Here is a 24892-nt window from a genome sequence, read left to right as displayed (position 1 = left end):
GGCCCCCGCCATCGGCGGGGGCCGCTTTCTGTGGGGCCGCTTTCAGTGGCAGCCGCTTTCAGTGGGAGTGACCACTCGACGCGGGCGTGGGAGCGGCGTTCTTGACCGTCAGCGGCAGCAGCTTCTTGCCGGTCGGGCCGATTTGAATACTGGTGTCCATCTGAGGACACACCCCGCAGTCGAAGCACGGGGTCCAGCGGCAGTCCTCGACCTCCGTCTCGTCGAGGGCGTCCTGCCAGTCCTCCCAGAGCCAGTCCTTGTCGAGGCCGGAGTCGAGGTGGTCCCAGGGCAGGACCTCCTCGTAGGTGCGCTCACGGGTGGTGTACCAGTCGACGTCCACGCCGAACTCGGCCAGGGCCTTGTCCGCGCACGCCATCCAGCGGTCGTAGGAGAAGTGCTCGCGCCAGCCGTCGAAGCGGCCGCCGTCCTCGTAGACCGCGCGGATGACCGCGCCGATGCGGCGGTCGCCGCGGGAGAGCAGGCCCTCGACGATGCCGGGCTTGCCGTCGTGGTAGCGGAAGCCGATGGAACGGCCGTACTTCTTGTCGCCGCGGATCTTGTCGCGGAGCTTGCCGAGACGCTCGTCCGTCTGCTCGGCGGAGAGCTGCGGCGCCCACTGGAAGGGGGTGTGCGGCTTGGGGACGAAACCGCCGATGGAGACCGTGCAGCGGATGTCGTTCGAGCCGGAGACCTCTCGGCCCTTGGCGATCACGCGGGTGGCCATGTCGGCGATCTGGAGGACGTCGTCGTCGGTCTCGGTGGGCAGGCCGCACATGAAGTACAGCTTCACCTGGCGCCAGCCGTTGCCGTAGGCGGTGGCGACGGTCCGGATCAGGTCGTCCTCGGAGACCATCTTGTTGATGACCTTGCGGATGCGCTCCGAGCCGCCCTCGGGGGCGAAGGTGAGGCCGGAGCGGCGGCCGTTGCGGGTCAGCTCGTTGGCCAGGTCGATGTTGAAGGCGTCGACGCGGGTGGAGGGGAGGGAGAGGCCGATCTTGTCCTCCTCGTAGCGGTCGGCCAGGCCCTTGGCGATGTCGCCGATCTCCGAGTGGTCGGCGGAGGACAGGGAGAGAAGGCCGACCTCCTCGAAGCCCGTGGCCTTCAGGCCCTTGTCGACCATCTCGCCGATGCCGGTGATCGAGCGCTCGCGGACCGGGCGGGTGATCATGCCCGCCTGGCAGAAGCGGCAGCCGCGGGTGCAGCCGCGGAAGATCTCCACGGACATGCGCTCGTGGACGGTCTCGGCGAGCGGGACGAGGGGCTGCTTGGGGTAGGGCCACTCGTCGAGGTCCATCACCGTGTGCTTGGAGACACGCCACGGGACGCCCGACTTGTTCGGTACGACGCGGGCGATACGGCCGTCGGGGAGGTACTCGACGTCGTAGAAGCCGGGGACGTACACCCCGCCGGTCCGCGCGAGGCGGAAGAGGAGTTCCTCGCGGCCGCCGGGGCGGCCCTCCTCCTTCCAGGCGCGGATGATCCGCGTGACCTCGAGGACGGCCTGCTCGCCGTCGCCGATGACCGCGCAGTCGATGAAGTCGGCGATCGGCTCGGGGTTGAAGGCGGCGTGGCCGCCGGCCATGACGATCGGGTCGTCCAGCGTCCGGTCCTTGGCCTCGAGGGGGATGCCGGCCAGGTCCAGGGCGGTGAGCATGTTGGTGTAGCCGAGCTCGGTGGAGAAGCTCAGGCCGAACACGTCGAAGTTCCGGACCGGGCGGTGGCTGTCGACGGTGAACTGCGGGACGTGGTGCTCGCGCATCAGCGCCTCGAGGTCCGGCCAGACGCTGTAGGTGCGCTCGGCGAGGACGCCGTCCTGTTCGTTGAGGACCTCGTAGAGGATCATGACGCCCTGGTTGGGCAGTCCGACCTCGTAGGCGTCGGGGTACATGAGCGCCCAGCGGACGTCGCAGGAGTCCCAGTCCTTGACCGTGGAGTTGAGCTCTCCGCCGACGTACTGGATCGGCTTCTGCACATGCGGGAGCAGAGCTTCGAGCTGCGGAAACACTGATTTCACAGACTCGGCGGCTTCGGCAGGCATCTCGCGAACCTTTGTGTGCTGACAGGGGTGACCATCCAGCGTAACCCGGCCGGAGGGGTCCCCCGTACGCCGTTCAGAGGGCGGTGCTCTTCCTGATCGAGGTCCAGGCTTCGGGGAGGGCGGCCTCGGCGACCTGTGCGCGGTGTTCCTCGCGGCCGTGGAGGACGCCGTAGGTGAAGGTGTTCTCCCCTGCCGCGTGGGCGACGGCGGCGAGCTCGCGCAGGGTCTGTCGGGCCATGACGCTGTCCTGGTGGTCGCCGAGCAGGCCCTGGAGCGACTTCATGGCGCCGACGAGGTCCTTCGCGGGTCCGCCGAGTGCGGGGGCGGCGGCCTCGGCGGCGTAGCGGGTGCGCTTGGTCTTCTTGCGGGCCTCGTGCAGGGCGACGTCGCGGTCGGTGCCGGGTGGGAGGTCGAGGGCCCGGGTGACGAGGCCTGTGAGCTTGTCGAAGTCCTTGCGTACGGCCTTGGTGAGGGTCTTCGCCGGCTTGGTTCCGGCCTTCTTGTCCAGGGGCGGGTCGGCGAGGAGGGCGTCCAGGGTGTCGAGGAGGGTGAGGTAGCGGCGGGAGTCGAGGATGCCGGTGATGCGGCCGTGGGCTCCGCTGTGCCGGGCCCGGGACCAGGCGGCGAGGCGGTCGGCGACCGGGCCGTGGACGAGGGTGCCGGGCAGTTCGCCGAGGGCGGTGGTGAGGCGTTCGGCGAGGACTTCCTGGTCGCGCTCCAGGCCGAGCTCGCCGGCCAGCCATTTCAGGTCGGTGGCGACGGGGTCGGTCGTCTCGCGGTCGAGGACGGTGCGGTAGGTGCGGAAGGTGCTGCGCAGGCGGCGGGTGGCGACTCTCATGCGGTGGACGGAGTCGGGGATGTCCTGGCGTACGGCGGGGTCGAGCTCGACGAGGGCGTCGCGCTGGGCGCGGACGTAGGCGAGGACGTGGTCCGCGGCGGTGACGGGCTGTCCGGCCGGCCGTGAGCGCCGTTTCTGTTTCGGGGCCGCTTCGGGTGCGACGGCGGGGGTGGGTGCGGTCGCGGGGGTCGTGGTGCCGTCCGGGGCCGTCTCGGCCAGGGCCCGGGCCAGTTTGGAGGCCGATGCGGAGGGGCGTACGCCGGCCTTGCGCAGGCGTTTTTCGACCTTGTCGAGGAAGGCGGGGTCGCCGTCGTCGGCGAGTTCGACCTCGATCTCGGTCCACCGGGCGGTGCCGCCGTCGCCGGTGAGGCGCTGGGCGTGGACGGTGTCGACGCTGACCTCGGCGAGGAGCCGTCCGTCGGTGTCGAGGAGGTGGCGTACCGCACGGTCGGAGCGGAGCCGGACCACGGGCAGCAGTGCGTGGTCGCGGACGCGGGAGCGGACGAGGGCGGCGAGTTCGTCCGGGAGGGTGTCGGAGAGCGGGGCGCGGATCTCGTCGCGTACTCCGGGGGCGACGGGGAATTTCAGGTGCCAGCCGGCGTCGGAGCCGCCGGTGCGGCGGCGGAGGGTGACGGCGGACGCGGCGAGGCGTTCGTCGGCGGTGTCGTGGTAGGTGGCGTCGAGGTGGGTGACACCTCGGTCGAGGACGGATGCGACGCCGGGGACGCGGGTCAGGTCGGGCAGGCCTTCCTGGTCCGACTCGTATTTCCGCTCGATCTCGCGCTTGGTGTCCGCCATGATTCGAATCTAGCCGCCAGGGGTGCGGAGCGGCAGTGGGCCGCTCCGCACCGGTGATGTGCGGGCCGGGCGGGGTGTTACGCGGACATCGGGCGTTGTATCCGGATCGATTGCAGCAGGCCCACGGCCAGCCAGACGGCGAACATGGAGGAGCCGCCGTAGGAGACGAACGGCAGGGGCAGTCCGGTGACCGGCATGATGCCGAGGGTCATGCCGATGTTCTCGAAGGTCTGGAAGGCGAACCAGGCGACGATGCCGGCGGCGACGACGGTGCCGTACAGGTCGGTGGTGTCGCGGGCGATGCGGCAGGCGCGCCAGAGGATGATGCCGAGCAGGCCGATGATCAGTGCGCCGCCGACGAAGCCGAGTTCCTCCCCGGCGACGGTGAAGACGAAGTCGGTCTGCTGCTCGGGGACGAACTGGCCGGTGGTCTGGGAGCCGTGGAAGAGGCCGGAGCCGGTCAGTCCGCCGGAGCCGATGGCGATGCGGGCCTGGTTGGTGTTGTATCCGACGCCGGCGGGGTCGAGCTCGGGGTTGGCGAAGGCGGCGAACCGGTTGATCTGGTACTCGTCGAGGATGCCGAGCTGCCAGACGGTGACCGCGCCGGCGGCGCCCGCTCCGAGCAGCCCGAAGACCCAGCGGTTGGAGGCGCCGGAGGCGAGCAGCACCCCGAGCACGATGACGACCATGACCATGACCGAGCCGAGGTCGGGCATGAGCATCACGATCAGCATGGGGACGACGGCGAGGCCGAGTGCCTGGAGGACCGTGCGGTGGTCGGGGTAGGGCTTGTCGCCGGCGTCGACTCGCGCGGCGAGCAGCATCGCCATGCCCAGGATGATCGTGATCTTCACGAACTCGGAGGGCTGGAGCGAGAAGCCGCCGGGGAGTTTGATCCAGCTGTGGGCGCCGTTGATGGTGGAGCCCAGCGGGGTGAGGACCAGCAGGATCAGGAAGACCGAGGCGCCGTACAGCAGGGGGACGGCGGTGCGCAGGGCGCGGTGGCCGAGCCAGAGGGCGCCGACCATCAGGGCCAGTCCGATGCCGGTGTTGAGCCAGTGCCGGACCAGGAAGTAGTAGGGGTCGCCCTGGTTGAGTTCGGTGCGGTTGCGGGTGGCCGAGTAGACCAGGAGCGAGCCCAGCAGGGAGAGCAGGATCGCCGAGAGCAGTATCGGCCAGTCGAGGCGGCGGGCCAGGGAGTCGCGGGCGAAGACCCGTGTCCAGCCGGCCCGCTCGGGTCCGTATCCGGAGACCTGGAAGCTGTTGACGCCGCCGGTCATGACGCCGCCCCGCGTGACGCGGTCCTGCCGGACCGGTGGCGGGAGCGGGCGCGGAGGCGCCCGTCGCCGCGGCGCGGTCCGCCGCCCCGTCGTCGCTCGCGGCGGCGGGTGTCGCGGTTGGTGTTCTCCGGTGAGGGGACGGTGCCGGCCTGCTGCGGGTCGGCGGGGTCGCCGTCCTGCGGGGTGGTGGCGGTGGCGCCGGGCGAGGGGGTCGCGCGGTCCTTGGCGGGGTCCTTGGAGACCTTCGGGGACTTGATGGTGCCGTCGGTGCGGACCTTGGGGAGGGTCTTCTGCGGGGTGGGCAGCAGTGCCTTCTTCTTGTCGATCTCGCCGTCCTCGGAGACGCCGTACAGGGCGTTGTAGATGTTGCGCACGGCGGGGCCCGAGGCGCCGGAGCCGGTACCGCCCTGGGAGATCGTCATGACGATCGAGTAGTCCTTGGTGTAGGTGGCGAACCAGGAGGTGGTCTGCTTGCCGTACACCTCGGCGGTACCGGTCTTGGCGTGCATCGGGATCTCGTCCTGTGGCCAGCCCCCGAATCGCCACGCGGCCGTACCGCGGGTGGCGACTCCTGCGAGGGCTTCGTCCATCTGGGCGAGGGTCTTCTTGCTCGTCGGCAGCTTGCCGTGCGCCTTGGGCTCGATCTCGGTGACGGTCTTGCCGTCGGGGCTGATGACGGCCTTGCCGATGGTGGGGTCGTAGAGGGTGCCGCCGTTGGAGATGGCGGCGTAGATGGTGGCCATCTGGATGGGGGTGACGAGGGTGTCGCCCTGGCCGATGGAGTAGTTGACGGAGTCACCGGCGCGCAGCCGGTTGCCTTCGAGGCAGTTCTCGTAGGCGATGCGCTCGGCGTAGCTGCCGTCCTTCTTGCCGGTCTTGCACCAGGCGTCCTTGTTGGCCTGCCAGTAGTCCTTCTTCCACTGGCGGTCGGGGACGCGGCCGGTGACCTCGTTGGGCAGGTCGATGCCGGTCTTCTCGCCGAGGCCGAACTGGTGGGCGGTCTTGTAGAACCAGTCGTTGGGGTCCTTCTTCGGCTTGTTGCCGCCGTCGCGCTTCCACTCCTCGTGGGAGAGCCGGTAGAAGACGGTGTCGCAGGAGACCTCCAGGGCGCGGCCGAGGCTGATGCCGCCGAAGCTCTGGGACTCGAAGTTCTTGAAGACCTGCCCGCCGATGGAGTACGAGCTGGAGCACTCGTAGGGGCCTTCGAAGGAGTAGCCGGCCTGTATGGCGGCGGCGGTCGGGATCACCTTGAAGATGGAGCCGGGTGCCGACAGGCCCTGGGTGGCGCGGTTGAGCAGCGGGTAGTTGGACTTCTTGCCGGTGAGGGCCGCGTAGTCCTTGGCGGAGATGCCGCCGACCCAGGCGTTGGGGTCGTAGGTGGGGTTGGAGGCCATGGCGACGACGCGGCCGGTCTTGGCCTCCATGACGACGACGGCGCCGGAGTCGGCCTCGTAGTTGCGGTTGGTGTTGCGGTCGTGCTGTTTGCGGGCTTCCTTCATCGCCTCGTTCAGCTGGTACTCGGCGATGCGCTGGACGCGGGCGTCGATGCTGGTGACGAGGTTGGCGCCGGGCTGGGCGGGGTCGGCCTCGGCCTGGCCGAGGACGCGGCCGAGCTTGTCGACCTCGTAGCGGGTGACGCCCGCCTTGCCGCGCAGCTGCTTGTCGTACTGACGCTCGATGCCGGAGCGGCCGACCATGTCGGAGCGCAGGTAGGGCGAGTCGGTGTCCTGCGCCTTCTGGATCTCCTCGTCGGTGACGGGTGACAGGTAGCCGAGGACCTGGGCGGTGTTGGCCTTGCCCGGGGAGGTGTAGCGGCGCACGGCCTGGGGTTCGGCGGTGATGCCGGGGAAGTCCTCGGCGCGCTCGCGGATCTGCAGGGCCTGCTTGGGGGTGGCCTCGTCGGTGATGGGGATGGGCTGGTACGGCGAGCCGTTCCAGCAGGGCTGGGGGGTCTCGGCGTCGCAGAGCCGGACCTTCTCCCTGACCTCCTTCGGCGACATGCCGAGGACGCCGGCGAGTTTGGTGAGGACCGCCTTGCCGTCGTCCTTCATCTTCAGCAGCTCGGTGCGCGAGGCGGAGACGACCAGCCGGGTCTCGTTGTCCGCGAGGGCCACTCCGCGGGCGTCCAGGATGGAGCCGCGGACGGCGGGCTGGACGACCTGCTGGACGTGGTTGCCGGAGGCCTCCTTGGCGTACTGGTCGCCCTCGCGGATCTGGAGGTACCACAGGCGCCCGCCGAGGGTGCCGAGGAGGGAGATGACGAGGACCTGGATGACGACGAGGCGGATCTGGACCCGCGGGCTGCGGCCGGTCTCGGGGATGTTGGTCACGCGGTTTCCTCCTCTCTCAGAGCGCGTGCGGGTGTGCGGGTACGAGGGATGAACGGCCGGTACGGGTCCCGGCGTTCCGTCGACGTTCACCCGTTCTGGTGAAGTTCCGCCAGGTCACAGGCGCTTGACCCCCTTGATGCGTCCGGCGCGGGCCATCCGGGCCCGGGCCGCCTTGACGCGCAGTCCGCTCTTCTGGCCGCCGATGCGCAGTCCGGTGCCGCCGGAGAGCCAGCCGGAGGAGATGTCGCCGGACTTGGCGGAGCCCGTCTCGGCGAGCGGATCGTGCTCGGCGCGCCGGGCCAGGGCCATGACGCCGGGGACGACGAACGGCGCGAGCAGCAGGTCGTACAGCGCGGCGGTGAACAGCAGCGAGCTCAGGCCCACATGGCGGGCGGCGGTGTCGCCGACGAGGGCGCCGACACCGGCGTAGAGCAGGGTGGAGCCGACGGCGGCGGCGACGACCACGACCATGGGGCCGGTGGCCGACTTCACCTGGCCGCTCTCGGGTTTGACGAGTCCGGCGAGATAGCCGATGACGCACAGCACGAGGGCGTAGCGGCCCGCGGCGTGGTCGGCGGGCGGGGCGAGGTCGACGAGGAGACCGGCGGCGAAGCCGACGAGGGCGCCGCCGACATGGCCGTAGACCAGGGCGAGGCCGAGGACGGTGAGCAGCAGCAGGTCGGGGACCGCGCCCGGGAGGTGGAGGCGGGCGAGGACGCTCACCTGGATCACCAGGGCGACGACGATCAGCGAGCTGGAGAGCAGGATCCGGTTGACGCGCATGGGGTGACAGCTCCTACTGCTCTTGCTGGTACTGGCCGTCGGCAGGGGCCGAGGGAGTGACGGTCACCGTCACGGTCGGCGTGGGGGTCGGCTCGGGCTTCTTGGGCAGCACCGTGTCGCGCGGGTCCTTCTCGGGGGCCTGGACGACGACGCCGACCACGTCGAGCTTGCTGAAGCTGACGTACGGCGTGACGTAGACGGTGCGGGTGAGGTCGCCGCCGGAGGGGTCGACGCGGGAGACGACGCCGACGGGGACGCCGGGCACGAACGGCTTGTCGGCCTGCGAGCCGAAGGTGACCAGGCGGTCGCCCTTCTTGATCTCGGCCTTGCCGTTGAGCAGTTCGACGCGCAGCGGGCGGTCGCCCTGGCCGGAGGCGAAGCCGAGTTCGTCGCCGGCTTCCATGCGGGTGCCGACGGTGAAGTCGGGGTCACTGGCGAGCAGCACCGTGGCGGTGTTCGGGCCGACGGTGGTGACGCGGCCGACCAGTCCGTCGCCGTTGAGTACGGTCATGTCGCGCTGGATGCCGTCGTTGGCGCCGGCGTCGATGGTGATGGTCCAGGAGAAGCCCTGGGCCGCTCCTATGGCGATGACCTGGGCGCCCTTGATGCCGTACTGGCCCTTGCCGGAGATCTTCAGCAGCTTGTCGAGCTGGTCGAGGCGGCTGCGGTTGCGGTCGTCGCTGCCGAGCTCGGCCTTGAGCGCGGTGTTCTCCCGCTCCAGGTCGGCGAGCCGGTCGTGCCGGTCGCCGGACTCACGGACGGCGGTGACCGCGTTGCCGATCGGGTCGACCGCGCTGGACACGCCGTTCTCGATGGGGCCGAAAACGGTCGCCGCGGCCTGCCGGGCACCGTCGACCGGCGAATCCTCCCCGCCGCGGATGTCCACCGTGATCAGTGCGAACGCGATGGCGATCAGCAGCACCAGGAGCAGCCGGCTCTCTTTCGTGTCCCTCACGTGCGGCGGCCGTGCCTTCCTCGTCGAGAACGGGTATGAGGTGTCGTCTTGTTCAGGTGTGGGGTGGCGTGTTCAGGGGCTTTCGGGGCTTGTGGGGGAGCCTATGCCCCTATGCCAGCGATCCGCCGTACGAGAGGGGAACATCCCGTACGGCGGAGTCGAAGAGCCGGGTCATCTGCGGGGCTGGGCGTCCAGCACCTGCTGGAGCGCCTCGAACTCCTCGACGCACTTGCCGGAACCGAGCGCCACGCTGTCCAGCGGGTCCTCGGCGATGTGGATCGGCATGCCCGTCTCCCGGCGCAGCCGCTCGTCGAGGCCGCGCAGCAGGGCGCCGCCGCCGGTCAGCACGATCCCCCGGTCCATGATGTCGCCGGAGAGCTCCGGCGGGCACTTGTCGAGGGTGGTCTTGACCGCGTCGACGATGGCGTTGACGGGTTCCTCGATCGCCTTGCGTACCTCGGCCGCGGAGATGACGACGGTCTTGGGCAGTCCGGACACCAGGTCCCGGCCGCGGATCTCGGTGTGCTCGTCGGTGTCGAGGTCGTACGCCGAACCGATCGTGATCTTGATCTGTTCGGCCGTCCGCTCACCCAGCAGGAGGGAGTACTCCTTCTTGATGTGCTGGATGATGGCGTTGTCCAGTTCGTCGCCCGCGACACGGATGGACTGGGCGGTGACGATGCCGCCGAGGGAGATGACCGCGACCTCCGTGGTGCCGCCGCCGATGTCCACCACCATGTTGCCGGTGGCCTCGTGGACCGGCAGCCCGGAGCCGATGGCGGCGGCCATGGGCTCCTCGATGATGTGCACCTGGCGGGCGCCGGCCTGGGACGACGCCTCGATGACGGCGCGGCGCTCGACGCCGGTGATGCCCGAGGGCACGCACACGACGACCCGCGGACGAGCCAGATACCGCCGCTTGTGGATCTTCAGGATGAAGTAGCGGAGCATCCGCTCGGTGATCTCGAAGTCGGCGATCACGCCGTCCTTCAGCGGACGCACGGCAACGATGTTGCCGGGCGTGCGCCCGATCATCTTCTTCGCTTCGGCACCGACCGCGAGGATGCCACCGGTGTTGGTGTTGATCGCGACCACGGACGGCTCGTTGAGTACGATCCCGCGACCCCTGACGTACACCAGCGTGTTGGCGGTCCCGAGGTCGACAGCCATGTCACGGCCGATGAACGACATTGAGTTCCCCATCAGGATTCGTCTGGCCTTCCCACGAGCTTTTGAGGGCTTTTCAGGTTGGCGAGGTGGGTGCGGTGACGTGAAGGCTTCCATGGTAGACGCGCCTTCGCGAACACTGTGCGAGGGTCTTCGCCATTGTCATCAGATGGCGTGTCGCCCTGCTTGTGGAGACGGGCCATCGGGGGCATCCGTTCCCCCGAACGCCGCGCATATGCCAAAAAAAGGTCCGGGGGCAAAGCCCCCAGACCATCAGGCACACGGCAAACGCCGCGTATGCGGCCGCGATGTGATCGTTATGCGCGGGATACCCGCGGCCTGCTGTACGCGCTCACGCGCGGCCCGGGAAGAAGATCTTCACCTCGCGCTCGGCGGACTCCTCGGAGTCGGAGGCGTGGATCAGGTTCTCCCGGACGATCACACCGAAGTCGCCGCGGATCGACCCGGGCTCGGCGGCGATGGGGTCCGTGGGACCCGCCAGCTTGCGCAGCCCCTCGATGACCCGCTCGCCCTCGACGATCATCGCCACGACCGGGCCGGACGCCATGAACTCCACCAGCGGCTCGTAGAAAGGCTTGCCCTTGTGCTCGCCGTAGTGCTGCTCCAGCGTGTCCTGGTCCAGGGTGCGCAGTTCCAGCGCGGTGATCTGCCAGCCGGCCTTGCGCTCGATACGGCTGATGATCTCGCCGGTCAGGCCACGACGGACGGCGTCGGGCTTGAGGAGGACGAGGGTGCGCTGGGTCACGACGGAGCTCCTTGTGCGTGAAGTGCTGAAGTGCGTGAAGTGATGCGGAGTGATGAGGTTACCGGGCGTGTCGCGGCATCTGTCACGCAGCGTCAGGTTGGTCGGCCCGGGCGGCGAAACGCTCCTTCGCTTCGTCCACCTTTCGCCCGAAGTGCACCGAGGCCCACCACAGCAGCGCGAAAATCGCACCCATGAAGAACATCATCGGGACGAAGACCCCGGAGGCGATGAGGGCGATCTGCAGCGCCCAGCCCAGGGCCACTCCGCCCGGCCGCGTGATCACCCCGCACAGGGCCACGCACAGGAACATCGCGATGCCGCAGACCGTCCACACCGTGCCGGTGGACAGGTCCGCGTCCTTCATCGCGACCAGTCCGGCGAAACCGATGATGAAGAACTCGCCGATCAGCGTCGAAGCACAGAGCGTACGCACGGGAACTCAGCCCCTCCTCAGGAGCAGTCGGGCCTCGCCGACGGTGATGACGGAACCGGTGACGAGGACACCGCCGCCCGTGAACTCGCCCTCCTCCTCGGCCAGCGTGATCGCGGCCTCCAGCGCGTCCGGCAGCCGCGGCTCGACCTGGACGCGGTCCTCGCCGAACACCTCCACGGCGACCGCGGCCAGTTCGTCGGCGTCCATCGCGCGGTGACTGGAGTTCTGCGTGACGACGATCTCGGCGAAGACCGGCTCGAACGCCTCCAGCAGCCCGCGCACGTTCTTGTCGCCGCTCGCGCCGACCACACCGATGAGCCTGCTGAACTGGAACGCCTCCCCGATCGCCTCGGCCGCCGCCCGCGCACCCGCCGGGTTGTGCGCGGCGTCCAGGACGACGGTCGGCGAGCGCCGTACGACCTCCAGCCGGCCCGGGGAGGCGACGGCGGCGAACGCCTTGCGCACGGTGTCGATGTCGAGCGGCTCGACGCGCTGCGCGCCGACGCCGAAGAACGCCTCCACGGCGGCGAGCGCCACGGCCGCGTTGTGCGCCTGGTGGGCGCCGTGCAGCGGGAGATAGACGTCGGTGTACTCACCGCCCAGCCCGCGCAGGGTCACCTGCTGGCCGCCCACCGCGACCTGCCGGGCGACGACGCCGAACTCCAGACCCTCACGGGCCACCGTCGCGTCCACCTCGACGGCCTTCTTCAGCAGCACCTGAGCGGCGTCCACCGGCTGCTGGGCCATGATCACCGTCGCGTCCCGCTTGACGATGCCCGCCTTCTCGGTGGCGATCTCCGCGGGTGTGGTCCCGAGCCGGTCGGTGTGGTCGAGGTCTATCGGCGTCACCACGGCGACGCCGGCGTCGATCACGTTGGTCGCGTCCCAGCTCCCGCCCATCCCGACCTCGACGACCGCGACGTCCACGGGAGCGTCGGCGAAGGCGGCGTACGCCATGCCGGTGAGCACCTCGAAGAAGGACAGCCGGTACTCCTGCTGGGAGTCGACCATCTCGACGTACGGCTTGACGTCCTGGTACGTCTCGATGAACCGCTCCGCGGAGACCGGCGCCCCGTCGAGGCTGATCCGCTCGGTGACCGACTGGACGTGCGGGGACGTGTACCGGCCGGTACGCAGCTCGAACGCGCCGAGCAGCGCCTCGATCATGCGGGCGGTGGAGGTCTTGCCGTTGGTACCGGTGATGTGGATCGACGGGTACGAGCGCTGCGGCTCGCCCAGCACGTCCATCAGCGCGGAGATCCGGGCGACCGACGGCTCCAGCTTCGTCTCGCCCCAGCGGGTGGCGAGCTCCCCCTCGACCTCGCGCAGGGCCCGGTCGACCTCGGGGTCCTCGGGCCGCGCGGGCGCGTCCGCCTGCGGCGGGCCGCCCTGGGTGCGCAGGGTGCGGCTGCCGGCCTCGATCACCGCGAGATCGGGGTCGCGGCGGGTCTCCTCCTCCACGAGCTCCGCGAACTCGTCAAAGGTGTCGTCCGGGTCGGGACCTGCTGATTCTGGGCGCTCGCTCACGGTCCCCAGTCTACGGAGCCGCCGGGCCCGCGCCGGGCAGGCCCCGGCTCCCGCGTCAGCCGAGCCATTTCCGCAGCCCGAGCCTCCCCCACAGGACACTCACGGCGAAGGACAGCACGGCGGCGGCGACCGCCGTCACAGCGAGCGCCGCGGGCGCCCACCACCCCGCCGGGAGCCCCTCCGCGACCGGCCCGGCCAGCAGCATCACCCACAGCAGATGCACCAGATACGTGCCGAACGAGGCATCCGACAGCCGCACCAGCACCCCCCGCGCCCGCTCCGGCACCCGCACCCCGGCCACCGCCCCGAGCACCGCAAAGGTCAGCGCGGCCACCGCCGCACTCCCATACGCGGCGGGATGCCGCACCGTGAGCTGGTACACGGTGAGGGCGGCCAGGCCGGCCGCCGCGCCCGCGAGCCACAGCGGGCGCGGGCCGCGCCGCCGGGCGGCGAGCAGGGCAGCGCCCGCCACGGCGTACCCCAGCGAGGACAGCGACACACTCCACTCCCAGGAGGGCAGCGCCGGCCCGGTCAGCGTCCGCAGGTCCCCGGTGGCCGCCGGTGCGACGGCGAAGGCGACGAGCAGCACCAGCGACCGGCGGGGCACGGCGCGCTGCCGCAGGACGAGCACGGCGCAGCCGAGGAGCAGCAGGAGCGGTACGTAGGTGTAGAGGTACCAGAGGTGGAAGGCGGCCTCGACGGAACCGAAGAGCGCCCGCAGCGCCTCCCAGGGGCCGCCGTCCGGGGGCGGCCCGGTCACGTACTGCCAGAGGAGGTAGAGCACCGTCCACACCGCCATCGGACGCAGGATCCGTCCGAGCCGGGTGAGGAGCCGGCGCTCGTCGGGCACCGGCGAGCCGGCGAGGGCGGCCCACCCGGCCATCGCGAAGAAGGCGGGCACGGCGAACCGGCCGGCCGAGTCGCCGACGACGCCGGTCGTGCGGTGCCCCGCGTCGAGGAACTCGGCGGAGGTGTGCACCAGGACGACGGCGGCGGTGCACAGGACGCGCAGCAGGTCGATGTCGAACCGCCGGTCGGCGCCGGGGCCGTCCCGCGCGGTCGGCTCGGCGGGCAGCGGCGCGGCGGAGGGCGCGGTTCGGGGCATGGCGGGCGTGCTCCTGACGGCGGCGGCCAGTTCGGCCTGGCGGTGGGCGAAGCCGCAGGTTCCCGCGGGCGGGTTACACGCCCCCCACAACGACGTGAACGGCCCCCGACCGGAGGGGTCGGGGGCCGTGGGCGCTGTGAACCCGTGTCAGGCGGCGGGCAGGCGGTCCAGCTGGGAGCCGATGCGGACGATGTCCTCCTCCGCCTTCGCCAGCCGCGTGCGGATCTTGTCCACGACGTGGTCCGGGGCCTTCGCCAGGAACGCCTCGTTGCCGAGCTTCGCCGTCGCCTGGGCCTTCTCCTTCTCGGCGGCGGCGAGGTCCTTGGCGAGCCGCTTGCGCTCGGCGGCGACATCGATCACGCCGGACAGGTCCAGCGCGACCTCGACACCGGCGACGGGCAGGGTCGCCGTCGCGGTGAAGGAGTCGCCCTCCGGCTGCAGGCGCAGCAGCTGCCGGATGGCCGGCTCGTGCGGGGCGAGCGGCGTGCCGTCGAGCGTCAGCCGGGCCGGAACCCGCTGGCCGGGCTGCAGCCCCTGGTCGGCACGGAAGCGGCGGACCTCGGTGATCACCGACTGCAGTGTCCCGATCTCCCGCTCGGCGTCGGCGTCCCGGAAGCCGCTGTCGGCGGGCCAGTCGGCGACGACGACCGACTCGCCGCCCGTCAGAGTCGTCCACAGCGTCTCGGTGACGAACGGGACGACCGGGTGGAGCAGCCTGAGCGTGACGTCGAGGACCTCGCCGAGGACCCGCTTGCTGACCTCGGCCGGCTCGCCGCCCGCCTGGAACGTCGTCTTGGACAGCTCGACGTACCAGTCGAAGACCTCGTCCCAGGCGAAGTGGAACAGCGCGTCCGACAGCTTGGCGAACTGGAAGTCGTCGTAGTACGCGTCGACCTCGGCGACGACCGAGTTCAGCCGGGAGAGGATCCAGCGGTCGGTCGGCGACATCCTCGACGCGTCGGGCAGCGGGCCCTCGACCGTCGCGCCGTTCATCAGGGCGAAGCGGGTGGCGTTCCAGATCTTGTTGGCGAAGTTGCGCGAGCCCTGGACCCAGTCCTCGCCGATCGGCACGTCGACGCCCGGGTTGGCGCCGCGCGCGAGCGTGAAGCGCAGGGCGTCGGAGCCGTACTTGTCCATCCAGTCCAGCGGGTTGACCGCGTTGCCGAAGGACTTCGACATCTTCTTGCCGAACTGGTCGCGGACCATGCCGTGCAGGGCGATGGTGTGGAACGGCGGGGTGCCGTCCATCGCGTAGAGGCCGAACATCATCATCCGGGCGACCCAGAAGAAGAGGATGTCGTAGCCGGTGACCAGGACGGAGTTCGGGTAGAACTTCGCGAGCGACTCGGTCCGCTCGGGCCAGCCGAGGGTGGAGAACGGCCACAGGCCCGAGGAGAACCAGGTGTCGAGGACGTCGGTGTCCTGGTGCCAGCCCTCACCGGCCGGCGGCTCCTCGTCCGGGCCGACACAGACGACCTCGCCGTTCGGCCCGTACCAGACCGGGATTCGGTGGCCCCACCACAACTGCCGCGAGATGCACCAGTCGTGGAGGTTGTCGACCCAGTCGAAGTACCGCTTCTCCATCTCCTGCGGGTGGATCTTGACGCGGCCGTCGCGGACGGCGTCACCGGCCGCCTTCGCCAGCGGGCCGACCTTGACCCACCACTGCATGGACAGCCGCGGCTCGACGGTGGTCTTGCAGCGCGAGCAGTGGCCGACCGAGTGGACGTACGGCCGCTTCTCGGCGACGATCCGGCCCTCGGCGCGCAGCGCGCCGACGATGGCGGAGCGGGCCTCGAGCCGGTCCAGGCCCTGGAAGGGGCCGTGGGCGGTGATGACCGCGTGCTCGTCCATGACGGCGATGGCGGGCAGGTCGTGCCGCCGGCCGATCTCGAAGTCGTTCGGGTCGTGTGCCGGCGTCACCTTGACGGCGCCCGTGCCGAACTCGGGGTCGACGTGCTCGTCCGCGACGACCGGGATGGAACGGTCGGTCAGCGGCAGCTTGATGAGCTTGCCGACGAGGTGCTTGTAGCGCTCGTCGTCCGGGTGAACGGCGACGGCGGTGTCACCGAGCATGGTCTCCGCGCGGGTGGTGGCGACGACGATGGTGTCGTCCCCGTCGCCGTACTTCATGGAGACGAGCTCGCCGTCGTCGTCCTGGTACTCGACCTCGATGTCGGAGATCGCGGTCAGGCAGCGCGGGCACCAGTTGATGATGCGCTCGGCGCGGTAGATCAGCTCGTCGTCGTAGAGCCGCTTGAAGATGGTCTGGACGGCCTGGGACAGGCCCTCGTCCATCGTGAAGCGCTCACGCGACCAGGCGACGCCGTCGCCGAGGCGGCGCATCTGACCGCTGATCTGGCCGCCGGACTCGCCCTTCCACTGCCAAACGCGCTCGACGAACGCCTCACGCCCGAGGTCGTGACGGGACTTGCCCTCCTTGGCGAGCTCCCGCTCGACGACGTTCTGCGTGGCGATGCCGGCGTGGTCCATGCCGGGCTGCCACAGCGTCTCGAAGCCCTGCATGCGCTTGCGGCGGGTGAGGGCGTCGATGAGCGTGTGCTCGAAGGCGTGCCCGAGGTGCAGGCTGCCGGTGACGTTCGGCGGCGGGATGACGATGGTGTAGGGCGGCTTCTCGCTCTTCTCGTCCGCCTCGAAGTAACCGCGCTCCACCCAGCGCTCGTACAGCGGCCCCTCTACATCGGCCGGCGCGTACTGGGTCGGCAGTTCGGTGGTGGGCGCTGGTGGCTGCTGCTGAGCGTTCTCGGTCACGCGGCTCAGTTTAGAGGCGTCACGGGCCTGTCCCGAAACGCGTTTCGTTTGTAACGGTGCGACCCCCGCCGACCTGAACGTGTCACTCCTGAGTCAGGATGTCAGCAACGCATAAGCATCTGGAGGGGAACCCAGAGATGAGCTACAACCAGCCGGGCCCGTACGGCGGGCAGCCCCAGCAGCCCGGACCGTACGGCCAGCCGGGTCCTTACGGCCAACCGCCGCAGGCTCCGGGGCCCGGCTACGGCTACCCCCAGCAGACGCCCCCGGCCGGCCAGCCCGGATACGGCTATCCGCAGCAGCCCGGCCAGCCCGGGGTCCCGCCCCAGCAGCCCCCCTACGGCCAGCAACCGCCCTACGGCCAAGCCCCGTACGGCATGCCGCCCCAGCCGCCGGCCCCGGGCGGCGGCGGCAAGAAGGCCGCGATCATCGTCGGCGCGGTCGCGGTCGTGGCGGCCATCGGTGTGGGCGCGTACTTCGTGATCGGCGGGGGCGGCGGCGCGGGCGGCCTGGAGGACGACGGACCGCACAAGCTGTCGACGCCGCAAACGCTGATGAGCGAGTACACCCGGGTCGGTGAGGGCGGCGAGGACGCCAGCTCCAACACGGTGGACGACCTGGCCAAGGGCGGCGTCAAGGACGGCAAGTCCGTCGGCGCCTCCTACTCGACGGCCGACTTCAGCGGCTACGACCCGCAGGACCCGACCACGCTCCCGGACCAGTCCGAGCTGCTGACCGCGCGGGGCGTGTCGTTCATCGGCGCCTACGGCGAGGTCACCGACCCGGAGGCGGCACTCGACAAGATCTTCGCGTCCCTCAAGAAGGAGACGGACAAGGGGTCGAGCAACGAGCTGATGTCCGAGCTGGTGGGCGAGCCGGAGTCGGTCGACATCGACGGCGCGGCGATGAAGTGCCAGGCCGCCAAGGGCACCAACAACCTCACCAAGAAGGAAACGACCAACTGGTTCTGCGCCTGGGCCGACTACAGCACGATCGCTATCGTCTCGCCCGGTGACAACACCAAGGACATCACCAAGAGCGCCGCCTCGGACATCACGACCAAGATCCGCAACGAGGTCCGCGTCAAGGCCTGACCGCCGGCGCATCGCCACCTGGAGGGGAATCCAGTAATGAGTCACAACCAGCCGGGCCCGTACGGGGGACAGCCCCAGCAGCCGGGGCCGTACGGACAGCCGGGTCCCTACGGCGGCCAGCCGCCGGGGGCACCGCAGCCCGGCTACGGCTACCCGCAGCAGGCACCCCCGCCCGGGCAGCCCGGCGTTCCGCCGCAGCAGCCCCCGTACGGCCAGGCGCCGTACGGCATGCCGCCCCAGCCCCCGGCCCCGGGCGGCGGCAGCGGCAAGAAGACCGGTCTGATCATCGGCGCGGTCGCGGTCGTGGCGGCGATCGGTGTGGGCGCGTACTTCGTCTTCGGCGGGGGCGGCGGTGCGGACATCGCGGACGACGGGCCGCACAAGCTGGAGCCGCCGGCCTCGGTCGGCGAGTACAAGAAGGGCGGCTCCGGTTCGAGCGACGGGGGCCCGACGGGGGCCGAGTCCGCCGCCGACCTGGAGAAGCTCGGCATCAAGAGCGGCACGGTGGTGAAGGCGTCCTACGCCAGCGGCTCGTCCACCAAGCTGGGCAAGGCCATGGCGTTCAACGGCGCCTACGGGGAGATCGGCGACCCGGAGGCCACCATCGACAAGGGCTTCGCCACCGCCCACGAGAACTCCAAGGACACCGGCGACAACGCGGGTGAGCCGGAGGCGGTCACCTGGAAGGGCAGCCCCGAGACGGTCGAGCCCAACGGTCTCGACGGTGCCGTCATGAAGTGCCAGACGGCCTCCATCTCCGAGGGCGACCAGAAGCTCGAGATGCCGGTGTGCGTCTGGGCCGACCACAGCACCTACGGCGTGGTCAACGGGCTGGACCTGGCCGCGGCGCAGAAGGGCGGCAGCGGCGGTCTGGCCACGGACGACGTCGCCTCGTTCGCCACCGAACTGCGCTCCGCGGCGCGGGTCAAGGCCTGAGCACACCACCGCAGGAACGCCGAAGGGGCCCCGGATCGACCGGGGCTCCTTCGCGTTGCCGGTGCGGTGGCGGCTACGCCGTCTTCTGCTCGCCCGAGCCCCGGCCGCGGGCGTCGCGCGGGATCAGGGTGGGGTTGACGTTGGAGAGGACCACGTCGGCGGTGATGACGACGCGGGCGACGTCCTTGCGGGACGGGACCTCGTACATCACACCCTGGAGGACCTCCTCCATGATGGCGCGCAGGCCGCGGGCGCCGGTCTGGCGGAGGATGGCCTGGTCGGCGATGGCCTCCAGCGCCTCGCGCTCGAAGTCCAGCTCCACACCGTCGAGTTCGAAGAGGCGCTGGTACTGCTTCACCAGCGCGTTGCGCGGCTCGACCAGGATCTGGAGCAGGGCCTCACGGTCCAGGTTGTGGACGCTGGTGATGACCGGGAGCCGGCCGATGAACTCGGGGATCATGCCGAACTTGACCAGGTCCTCCGGCATGACCTCCTCGAACTGGTCCTTGGACTCCCGCTCCTGCTTGGAGATGATCGTCGCGCCGAAGCCGATGCCCTTGGCGCCGGCCCGGCCCTCGATGATCTTCTCAAGACCGGCGAAGGCACCGCCCACGATGAACAGCACGTTCGTCGTGTCGATCTGGATGAACTCCTGGTGCGGGTGCTTGCGGCCGCCCTGCGGCGGGACGGAGGCCGTGGTGCCCTCGAGGATCTTCAGCAGGGCCTGCTGGACGCCCTCACCGCTGACGTCACGGGTGATCGACGGGTTCTCACTCTTGCGGGCGACCTTGTCGATCTCGTCGATGTAGATGATCCCGGTCTCGGCCTTCTTGACGTCGTAGTCGGCCGCCTGGATCAGCTTCAGCAGGATGTTCTCGACGTCCTCGCCGACGTATCCCGCCTCGGTGAGCGCCGTGGCGTCGGCGATCGCGAAGGGGACGTTCAGCATGCGGGCGAGGGTCTGGGCCAGCAGGGTCTTGCCGGAGCCGGTGGGGCCCAGCAGGAGGATGTTGGACTTCGCCAGCTCGATGGCGTCCTCACGGCCCTGCGCGCCGCCGTTCTCGCCGGCCTGGACGCGCTTGTAGTGGTTGTACACGGCGACGGAGAGGGCCTTCTTGGCCGCCTCCTGCCCCACCACGTACCCCTCGAGGAACTCGTAGATCTCGCGGGGCTTGGGGAGCTCCTCCCAGCGGACCTCGCTGGTCTCGGCGAGCTCTTCCTCGATGATCTCGTTGCAGAGATCGATGCACTCGTCGCAGATGTACACACCGGGCCCTGCGATGAGCTTCTTGACCTGCTTCTGGCTCTTGCCGCAGAACGAGCACTTGAGCAGATCGCCGCCGTCACCGATGCGTGCCACGGTGTGCTTCCCCTTCGCCTGGGAGACGACCGGACGTCCGTGTCCGGCGGCTCCTGGTGCTGCCTTATGTCCGACGGTACCTTGCCGAGCCCCCCGTTCGGGCCCCCCTTGGCACGGTTCACTTTGACGTGGACCGTGCCAAACCGTGCCAAGGGGCGGCAGACGTTACACCCCGCCCCGCGTCAGCGCAGGCTGGAGTTGTCCATCTTCCGGGTGGTGATGATCTGGTCGATCAGGCCGTACTCCAGCGCGTCCTCGGCCGTGAGGATCTTGTCGCGCTCGATGTCCTCGCGGATCTTGTCGATCGGCCGGGTGGAGTGCTTGGCCAGCATCTCCTCCAGCTGCGTACGCATCCGGAGGATCTCGTTGGCGGCGATCTCCAGGTCGGAGACCTGACCGCGGCCGGTCTCGCTGTACGGCTGGTGGATCAGCACGCGCGCGTTCGGCAGGGCCATGCGCTTGCCGGGGGTGCCGGCGGCCAGCAGGACGGCGGCGGCGGAGGCGGCCTGGCCCATGCAGACCGTCTGGATGTCCGGCTTCACGTACTGCATCGTGTCGTAGATCGCCGTGAGCGCGGTGAAGGAGCCGCCGGGGCTGTTGATGTAGACCGAGATGTCCCGGTCGGGGTCCATCGACTCCAGGCACAGCAGCTGGGCCATGACGTCGTTGGCGGAGGCGTCGTCGATCTGGACGCCGAGGAAGATCACCCGCTCCTCGAAGAGCTTCGCGTACGGGTCGTACTCGCGGATGCCCTGGGAGGTGCGCTCGACGAAGCGCGGGATGACGTAGCGGGACTCGGCCGCGGGGCCGGTGTACTCGGCGCGCGTACGGTCGTACAGGCCGCTGCCGGGGAAGTCGTTCACGGTGTCTCCTGGAAAGGGGCTGAGGCGGTCGGCCGGGGCTGCTGGGGCTGTGCACCGGGCCCGGGGGCCCGGCGGGGCGTTACGGGGCCGCGAGGGCTCCGTGCGGCCGCTCAGGCCCCGGTGCCGCCGCCGCCCGGCATGCCGGCGGCCGTGGCGATCACGTCGTCGATGAGGCCGTACTCCTTGGCCTCGAAGGCGTCGAACCAGCGGTCGCGGTCGGAGTCGCGGGTGATCTGCTCGACCGTCTGGCCCGTGTGCTGGGACGTCAGCTCGGCCATGCGCTTCTTGGTGTGCAGCAGACGCTCGGCGTGGATCTTGATGTCCGAGGCCGAACCGGCCAGACCGGCGGACGGCTGGTGGATCAGGATCTCGGCGTTCGGCAGCGCGAAGCGCTTGCCGGGGGTGCCGGCGCTCAGCAGGAACTGGCCCATGGAGGCCGCGAGGCCCATGGCGATCGTCACCACGTCGTTCTTGATGTACTGCATGGTGTCGTAGATCGCCATGCCCGCCGTGATGGAGCCGCCGGGGCTGTTGATGTACAGGTAGATGTCCTTGTCCGGGTCGGAGGCAAGGAGCAGCAGCTGTGCGGTGATCTTGTTGGCAATGTCGTCGTCGACCGGCTGGCCGAGGAAGATGATCCGCTCGCCGAGCAGCCGGTTGTAGACCTGGTCGCCGAGGCCACCACCGATGGAAGGCTCGCCGGCGGCTGAGGGCATCAGATTCGTCACGTATCCACCTGCTCGTCTTACGACGGCGCCGGGCCGTCTCACGTGTCCCTACGGGGTCGGAGCCGTATTCGGTGACTCACGTCCCCTGGTATTCAAGGACCCTAACGCGGGGACTCCGCCGGGGAATCCCGGTAACGGGGGTGTTCGCCGGGGGCGTAGAGAGGTGCCTGTTCGGTTTGCGGCGGCTGCGGGCCGTCCGTGGCCGGTCGCGCCCGCGCGGCGGAGCCGCACACCGAGACGGCCTCGCGCCCCTGAGGTGGGTTCCCCGACGCCGGACAGGAAGGCCCCGGGGTGTTGTACACCCCGGGGCCTTCCTGATCACGTCAGAGGGGACGCGAGGGTCAGCCCTCGGTCTTCTCCTCGGCGGGGGCCTGCTCGGTGCCCTCGCCCTCCGCAGCGGCCTCGGCCGACTCGGCGGACTCGTCCTCTTCCTCGTCCTCGAGGTCGACGATCTCGCCGTTGGTGTCCTTGACCGTGGCCTTCTCGACCACGACGGCCAGGGCCTTGCCGCGGGCGACCTCGCCGACGAGGAGCGGGACCTGGCCCTGCTCGACGACGGCCTGGGCGAACTGGTCGGGCGACATGCCGGAGGAGGCCGCGCGCCGCATGAGGTGCTCGGTGAGCTCCTCCTGGTTGACGTTGAGCTTCTCCTGCTTGACGAGCTCGTCGAGCACGAACTGGGTCTTGATGCCCTTGACCGCGGCCTCACGGGTCTCGGTCTCGAACTCCTCCTCGGTCTTGCCCTGGATCTCCAGGTACTTCGCGAGGTCGAGGCCCATCTGGCCGAGCTGGTGGTGCTCGAGGTTGTGCTTGCGGGTGTTGATCTCGTCCTCGAGCAGCTTCTCGGGGACCGGGACCTCGACCAGCTCGAGCAGCTTCTCCAGGACCCGCTCCTGGGCCTGCGTGGCCTGGTCGTACTGCTTCATGTTCTCCAGGCGCTTGCGGCTGTCCGCGCGCAGCTCCTCGAGGGTGTCGAACTCGGAGGCGAGCTGAGCGAAGTCGTCGTCCAGCTCGGGCAGCTCGCGCTGGGCGACCTGGGTGACCTTGACGGTGACCTCGGCCTCCTTGCCGGCCGCCGAGCCGCCCTTGAGCTCAGAGGTGAAGGTGGCCTCGCCACCGGCCTCCACGCCCTTCACGGCGTCGTCGATGCCGTCCAGCAGCTCGCCGGAGCCGATGGTGTAGGAGACGCCGTCGGCCACGCCGTCCTCGAGGACCTCGCCGTCGACCTTGGCCTGCAGGTCGATGGTGACGACGTCGCCGTCCTCGGCGGCGCGCTCCACCGGGGAGGTGGAGGCGAAGCGCTCGCGGAGCTGCTCGACCGACTTGTCGACGTCCTCTTCGGTGACCTCGACGGCGTCGACCTCGACCTCGATGCCGGAGTAGTCCGGGATCTCGATGGCCGGGCGGATGTCGACCTCGGCGGTGAAGTTCAGCGTCTCGCCGTCCTTCAGCTCCGTGATGTCGACCTCGGGCTGGCCCAGCGGGCTCAGCTCGGCCTCGTTGACGGCGTCGGTGTAGAACTTCGGAAGGGCGTCGTTGACGGCCTCCTCCAGCACCGCACCGCGGCCGAAGCGCTGGTCGATGACCCGGGCCGGGACCTTGCCCTTGCGGAAGCCCTTCACCGTGACCTGCTGGTTGATCTTCTTGTACGCCGCGTCGAGGCTGTCCTTGAGCTCCTCGAAGGGCACCTCGACAGTGAGCCGAACCCGGGTCGGGTTCAGGGTCTCCACGGCGCTCTTCACGGTTCGGTCTCCTTGTGGCTGACTTCTCGGGTTCTGCCGGGACCAGAACGGTCCGGCCGATTCGCCGCCCGGAGGACTTCAGAGACACACAGGGCGCGCAGCTTGCATAGTAACGGCAGCGGCTACGGCACCCAAAAGGCGATCACCGGTGCGTGAGCAGGTGGGTGGTCGGGGTGGCGGGATTTGAACCCACGGCCTTCCGCTCCCAAAGCGGACGCGCTACCAAGCTGCGCCACACCCCGTCTGGTGCGACACGTAGGGTACATGCACCCAGGCCGGATCGGCCGCCGCATTTCCCGGGCGTGGTGCGGCGTCGGTGGCGGGCCGGAAACGGGGTGTGCGCCGGAGGCGTACGACCCGCTACGATGCCTGTCAGTGCCGCGGTCGCCCGACGCGCGGCGCACTCCGTGCGGGCGTAGCTCAATGGTAGAGCCCCAGTCTTCCAAACTGGCTACGCGGGTTCGATTCCCGTCGCCCGCTCCACATGGCTCAGGGCCAGGTCAAAGGATCCTTCCTCCGCCTGGCCCTGATTCGCTTTCCGGGGCACCCGCCCGTCCGCGCCGGTTCGGCGTACCGATCAGTTGCGCTCGGGCCAGACCGGGCCCTGGTCGGTCCAGATGACGCCCTTGTTGCGGCACAGGCAGAAGGGGTGGCCGATCGGGTCGGTGTAAACCCGCCAGCCGTAGCCGTTGGGGCCTATGCGGTCCTGCCTCAGCGTCGCGCCGAGGTCGAGGACGCGGCGCTGTTCGGACTCGATCTCGTCCACTTCGAAGTCGAGGTGGAACTGCTTGGGGTGCTCGCTGTCGGGCCACTGCGGAGCGCGGTAGTCGTCCACCCGGATGAACGCCAGCTCGATCTCGCCGAACCGGATGCCGGCCCAGTCCTCGGAGCTGTCCTCCTTGACCGGACGGCCCGTCACCTCGGAGTAGAAGGCCGCCAGCCTCATCGTGTCCGGGCAGTCGATGATGAAGTCGGTGAGTCGCAGCATCTCGCGATCTTGTCACAGGCACACCCGACTCGGACGGGGTGCGCGCGGGGCGGGGCGGGGTCAGAAGCTGATCGAGTTGATCATCTCCGCTATCGAGTCCAGGAACCGCTGGATGTCGTCGGCCATGCCGGTGGAGGCGAGGAAGAAGCCGAAAAGGACGGCGACGACCGCCGGCCCGGCCTTGATGGAGCCGCCTCTCAGCAGCACCACCAGGATGATCGCCAACAGCAGCACCACTGACAGTGAAATGGCCACAACTGATCACACCCTCGGTCGGTTCGGCTTCCCCGGCCCGGGCGACGCGACCCCGCGCACCCCGCCAGAACCATCGTGCCACCAACAGGGCCCCGTCATGCGACGGCTGACGCATCGTCCGCGTCACGGTGTCC

20 protein-coding genes and 2 tRNA genes are annotated in these 24892 nt (G+C 69.9%); 3 read left to right on the top strand and 19 right to left on the bottom strand.

The window, feature by feature from the left end; genetic code table 11:
- Positions 1 to 58: 58 nt before the first annotated feature.
- From ACZ44S_RS00370 to ACZ44S_RS00315, 12 genes are all read right to left on the bottom strand, one after another.
- A complete protein-coding gene (locus tag ACZ44S_RS00370; protein ID WP_466922570.1) occupies positions 59 to 2038 on the bottom strand; it encodes a TIGR03960 family B12-binding radical SAM protein in 1980 nt (659 codons plus the stop codon).
- Between the two features lie 73 nt (positions 2039 to 2111).
- Positions 2112 to 3674: a CYTH and CHAD domain-containing protein gene (locus ACZ44S_RS00365; RefSeq protein ID WP_466922567.1), complete on the bottom strand. Its 1563-nt coding sequence runs from the start codon at positions 3672 to 3674 to the stop codon at positions 2112 to 2114.
- Between the two features lie 77 nt (positions 3675 to 3751).
- A complete protein-coding gene (gene rodA / locus ACZ44S_RS00360) occupies positions 3752 to 4954 on the bottom strand; it encodes a rod shape-determining protein RodA (protein WP_466922563.1) in 1203 nt (400 codons plus the stop codon).
- On the bottom strand, positions 4951 to 7284 hold the full coding sequence (gene mrdA / locus ACZ44S_RS00355; protein ID WP_466922560.1) for a penicillin-binding protein 2: 2334 nt from the start codon (positions 7282 to 7284) through the stop codon (positions 4951 to 4953). The genes rodA and mrdA overlap by 4 nt, the downstream gene beginning before the upstream one ends.
- Positions 7285 to 7398: 114 nt before the next feature.
- Positions 7399 to 8067 carry a rod shape-determining protein MreD gene (gene mreD, locus ACZ44S_RS00350; protein ID WP_466922557.1) on the bottom strand — a complete coding sequence of 223 codons (669 nt, stop codon included), beginning with the start codon at positions 8065 to 8067 and terminating at the stop codon, positions 7399 to 7401.
- A 13-nt stretch (positions 8068 to 8080) separates the two neighbouring features.
- Positions 8081 to 9022 carry a rod shape-determining protein MreC gene (mreC, locus tag ACZ44S_RS00345; RefSeq protein WP_466922554.1) on the bottom strand — a complete coding sequence of 314 codons (942 nt, stop codon included), beginning with the start codon at positions 9020 to 9022 and terminating at the stop codon, positions 8081 to 8083.
- A 171-nt stretch (positions 9023 to 9193) separates the two neighbouring features.
- Entirely contained in the window at positions 9194 to 10213 is a 1020-nt protein-coding gene (locus ACZ44S_RS00340; protein WP_006133575.1) for a rod shape-determining protein, read from the bottom strand.
- Between the two features lie 328 nt (positions 10214 to 10541).
- Complete coding sequence (gene ndk, locus ACZ44S_RS00335) at positions 10542 to 10955, bottom strand: nucleoside-diphosphate kinase (RefSeq protein ID WP_466922551.1); 414 nt, start codon at positions 10953 to 10955, stop codon at positions 10542 to 10544.
- A gap of 82 nt (positions 10956 to 11037) precedes the next feature.
- Complete coding sequence (locus ACZ44S_RS00330) at positions 11038 to 11388, bottom strand: DUF4233 domain-containing protein (protein ID WP_466922548.1); 351 nt, start codon at positions 11386 to 11388, stop codon at positions 11038 to 11040.
- Between the two features lie 6 nt (positions 11389 to 11394).
- Positions 11395 to 12915, bottom strand: a complete 1521-nt coding sequence (folC, locus tag ACZ44S_RS00325) for a bifunctional tetrahydrofolate synthase/dihydrofolate synthase (protein ID WP_466922545.1) — start codon at positions 12913 to 12915, stop codon at positions 11395 to 11397.
- Positions 12916 to 12970: 55 nt separating this feature from the next.
- The gene (locus ACZ44S_RS00320; RefSeq protein ID WP_466922542.1) at positions 12971 to 14020 is read right to left on the bottom strand and encodes an acyltransferase; all 1050 of its coding nucleotides are present in this window, start codon (positions 14018 to 14020) and stop codon (positions 12971 to 12973) included.
- Between the two features lie 147 nt (positions 14021 to 14167).
- Positions 14168 to 16792 carry a valine--tRNA ligase gene (locus tag ACZ44S_RS00315; RefSeq protein ID WP_466922539.1) on the bottom strand — a complete coding sequence of 875 codons (2625 nt, stop codon included), beginning with the start codon at positions 16790 to 16792 and terminating at the stop codon, positions 14168 to 14170.
- 137 nt (positions 16793 to 16929) lie between these two features.
- On the opposite strand from ACZ44S_RS00315, the gene ACZ44S_RS00310 reads away from it, so the two are divergent.
- Together ACZ44S_RS00310 and ACZ44S_RS00305 are read left to right on the top strand one after the other, a co-directional pair.
- Positions 16930 to 17886 (top strand): hypothetical protein, encoded by a 957-nt coding sequence (locus ACZ44S_RS00310; protein WP_466922536.1) that lies wholly within the window; start codon positions 16930 to 16932, stop codon positions 17884 to 17886.
- A gap of 36 nt (positions 17887 to 17922) precedes the next feature.
- A complete protein-coding gene (locus ACZ44S_RS00305) occupies positions 17923 to 18822 on the top strand; it encodes a hypothetical protein (RefSeq protein WP_466922533.1) in 900 nt (299 codons plus the stop codon).
- 73 nt (positions 18823 to 18895) lie between these two features.
- Here the strand turns inward: ACZ44S_RS00305 and clpX are convergent, their stop codons facing one another.
- From clpX to ACZ44S_RS00280, 5 genes are all read right to left on the bottom strand, one after another.
- Positions 18896 to 20182 (bottom strand): ATP-dependent Clp protease ATP-binding subunit ClpX, encoded by a 1287-nt coding sequence (gene clpX / locus ACZ44S_RS00300; protein WP_073931885.1) that lies wholly within the window; start codon positions 20180 to 20182, stop codon positions 18896 to 18898.
- Positions 20183 to 20364: 182 nt separating this feature from the next.
- Positions 20365 to 21045 carry an ATP-dependent Clp protease proteolytic subunit gene (locus ACZ44S_RS00295; RefSeq protein ID WP_466922530.1) on the bottom strand — a complete coding sequence of 227 codons (681 nt, stop codon included), beginning with the start codon at positions 21043 to 21045 and terminating at the stop codon, positions 20365 to 20367.
- A gap of 110 nt (positions 21046 to 21155) precedes the next feature.
- Positions 21156 to 21761, bottom strand: coding sequence for an ATP-dependent Clp protease proteolytic subunit (locus ACZ44S_RS00290; protein ID WP_024887530.1), 606 nt, complete (start codon positions 21759 to 21761; stop codon positions 21156 to 21158).
- A gap of 353 nt (positions 21762 to 22114) precedes the next feature.
- On the bottom strand, positions 22115 to 23515 hold the full coding sequence (gene tig / locus ACZ44S_RS00285; RefSeq protein ID WP_466922526.1) for a trigger factor: 1401 nt from the start codon (positions 23513 to 23515) through the stop codon (positions 22115 to 22117).
- 165 nt (positions 23516 to 23680) lie between these two features.
- Positions 23681 to 23757: transfer RNA gene (locus ACZ44S_RS00280), tRNA-Pro, on the bottom strand.
- Positions 23758 to 23924: 167 nt separating this feature from the next.
- On the opposite strand from ACZ44S_RS00280, the gene ACZ44S_RS00275 reads away from it, so the two are divergent.
- Positions 23925 to 23998: transfer RNA gene (locus ACZ44S_RS00275), tRNA-Gly, on the top strand.
- A 94-nt stretch (positions 23999 to 24092) separates the two neighbouring features.
- Here the strand turns inward: ACZ44S_RS00275 and ACZ44S_RS00270 are convergent.
- Complete coding sequence (locus tag ACZ44S_RS00270; RefSeq protein ID WP_466922524.1) at positions 24093 to 24503, bottom strand: VOC family protein; 411 nt, start codon at positions 24501 to 24503, stop codon at positions 24093 to 24095.
- 60 nt (positions 24504 to 24563) lie between these two features.
- On the bottom strand, positions 24564 to 24758 hold the full coding sequence (locus tag ACZ44S_RS00265) for a hypothetical protein (protein WP_030217669.1): 195 nt from the start codon (positions 24756 to 24758) through the stop codon (positions 24564 to 24566).
- Between the last annotated feature and the right edge of the window lie 134 nt (positions 24759 to 24892).

It is taken from the genome of Streptomyces malachitofuscus, assembly GCF_055571035.1.
Note: the sequence above shows the minus strand (reverse complement) of the source record. Positions and strands in the feature narration are given on the sequence as shown.

What these genes read in the sequence shown, in the direction of transcription:
- ACZ44S_RS00370 (WP_466922570.1), bottom strand. Translation starts at nt 2,038, where the DNA reads ATGCCTGCCGAAGCCGCCGAGTCTGTGAAATCAGTGTTTCCGCAGCTC.
- ACZ44S_RS00365 (WP_466922567.1), bottom strand. Translation starts at nt 3,674, where the DNA reads ATGGCGGACACCAAGCGCGAGATCGAGCGGAAATACGAGTCGGACCAG.
- rodA (WP_466922563.1), bottom strand. Translation starts at nt 4,954, where the DNA reads ATGACCGGCGGCGTCAACAGCTTCCAGGTCTCCGGATACGGACCCGAG.
- mreD (WP_466922557.1), bottom strand. Translation starts at nt 8,067, where the DNA reads ATGCGCGTCAACCGGATCCTGCTCTCCAGCTCGCTGATCGTCGTCGCC.
- ACZ44S_RS00340 (WP_006133575.1), bottom strand. Translation starts at nt 10,213, where the DNA reads ATGTCGTTCATCGGCCGTGACATGGCTGTCGACCTCGGGACCGCCAAC.
- ACZ44S_RS00320 (WP_466922542.1), bottom strand. Translation starts at nt 14,020, where the DNA reads ATGCCCCGAACCGCGCCCTCCGCCGCGCCGCTGCCCGCCGAGCCGACC.
- ACZ44S_RS00310 (WP_466922536.1), top strand. Translation starts at nt 16,930, where the DNA reads ATGAGCTACAACCAGCCGGGCCCGTACGGCGGGCAGCCCCAGCAGCCC.
- ACZ44S_RS00305 (WP_466922533.1), top strand. Translation starts at nt 17,923, where the DNA reads ATGAGTCACAACCAGCCGGGCCCGTACGGGGGACAGCCCCAGCAGCCG.
- ACZ44S_RS00290 (WP_024887530.1), bottom strand. Translation starts at nt 21,761, where the DNA reads ATGCCCTCAGCCGCCGGCGAGCCTTCCATCGGTGGTGGCCTCGGCGAC.
- ACZ44S_RS00270 (WP_466922524.1), bottom strand. Translation starts at nt 24,503, where the DNA reads ATGCTGCGACTCACCGACTTCATCATCGACTGCCCGGACACGATGAGG.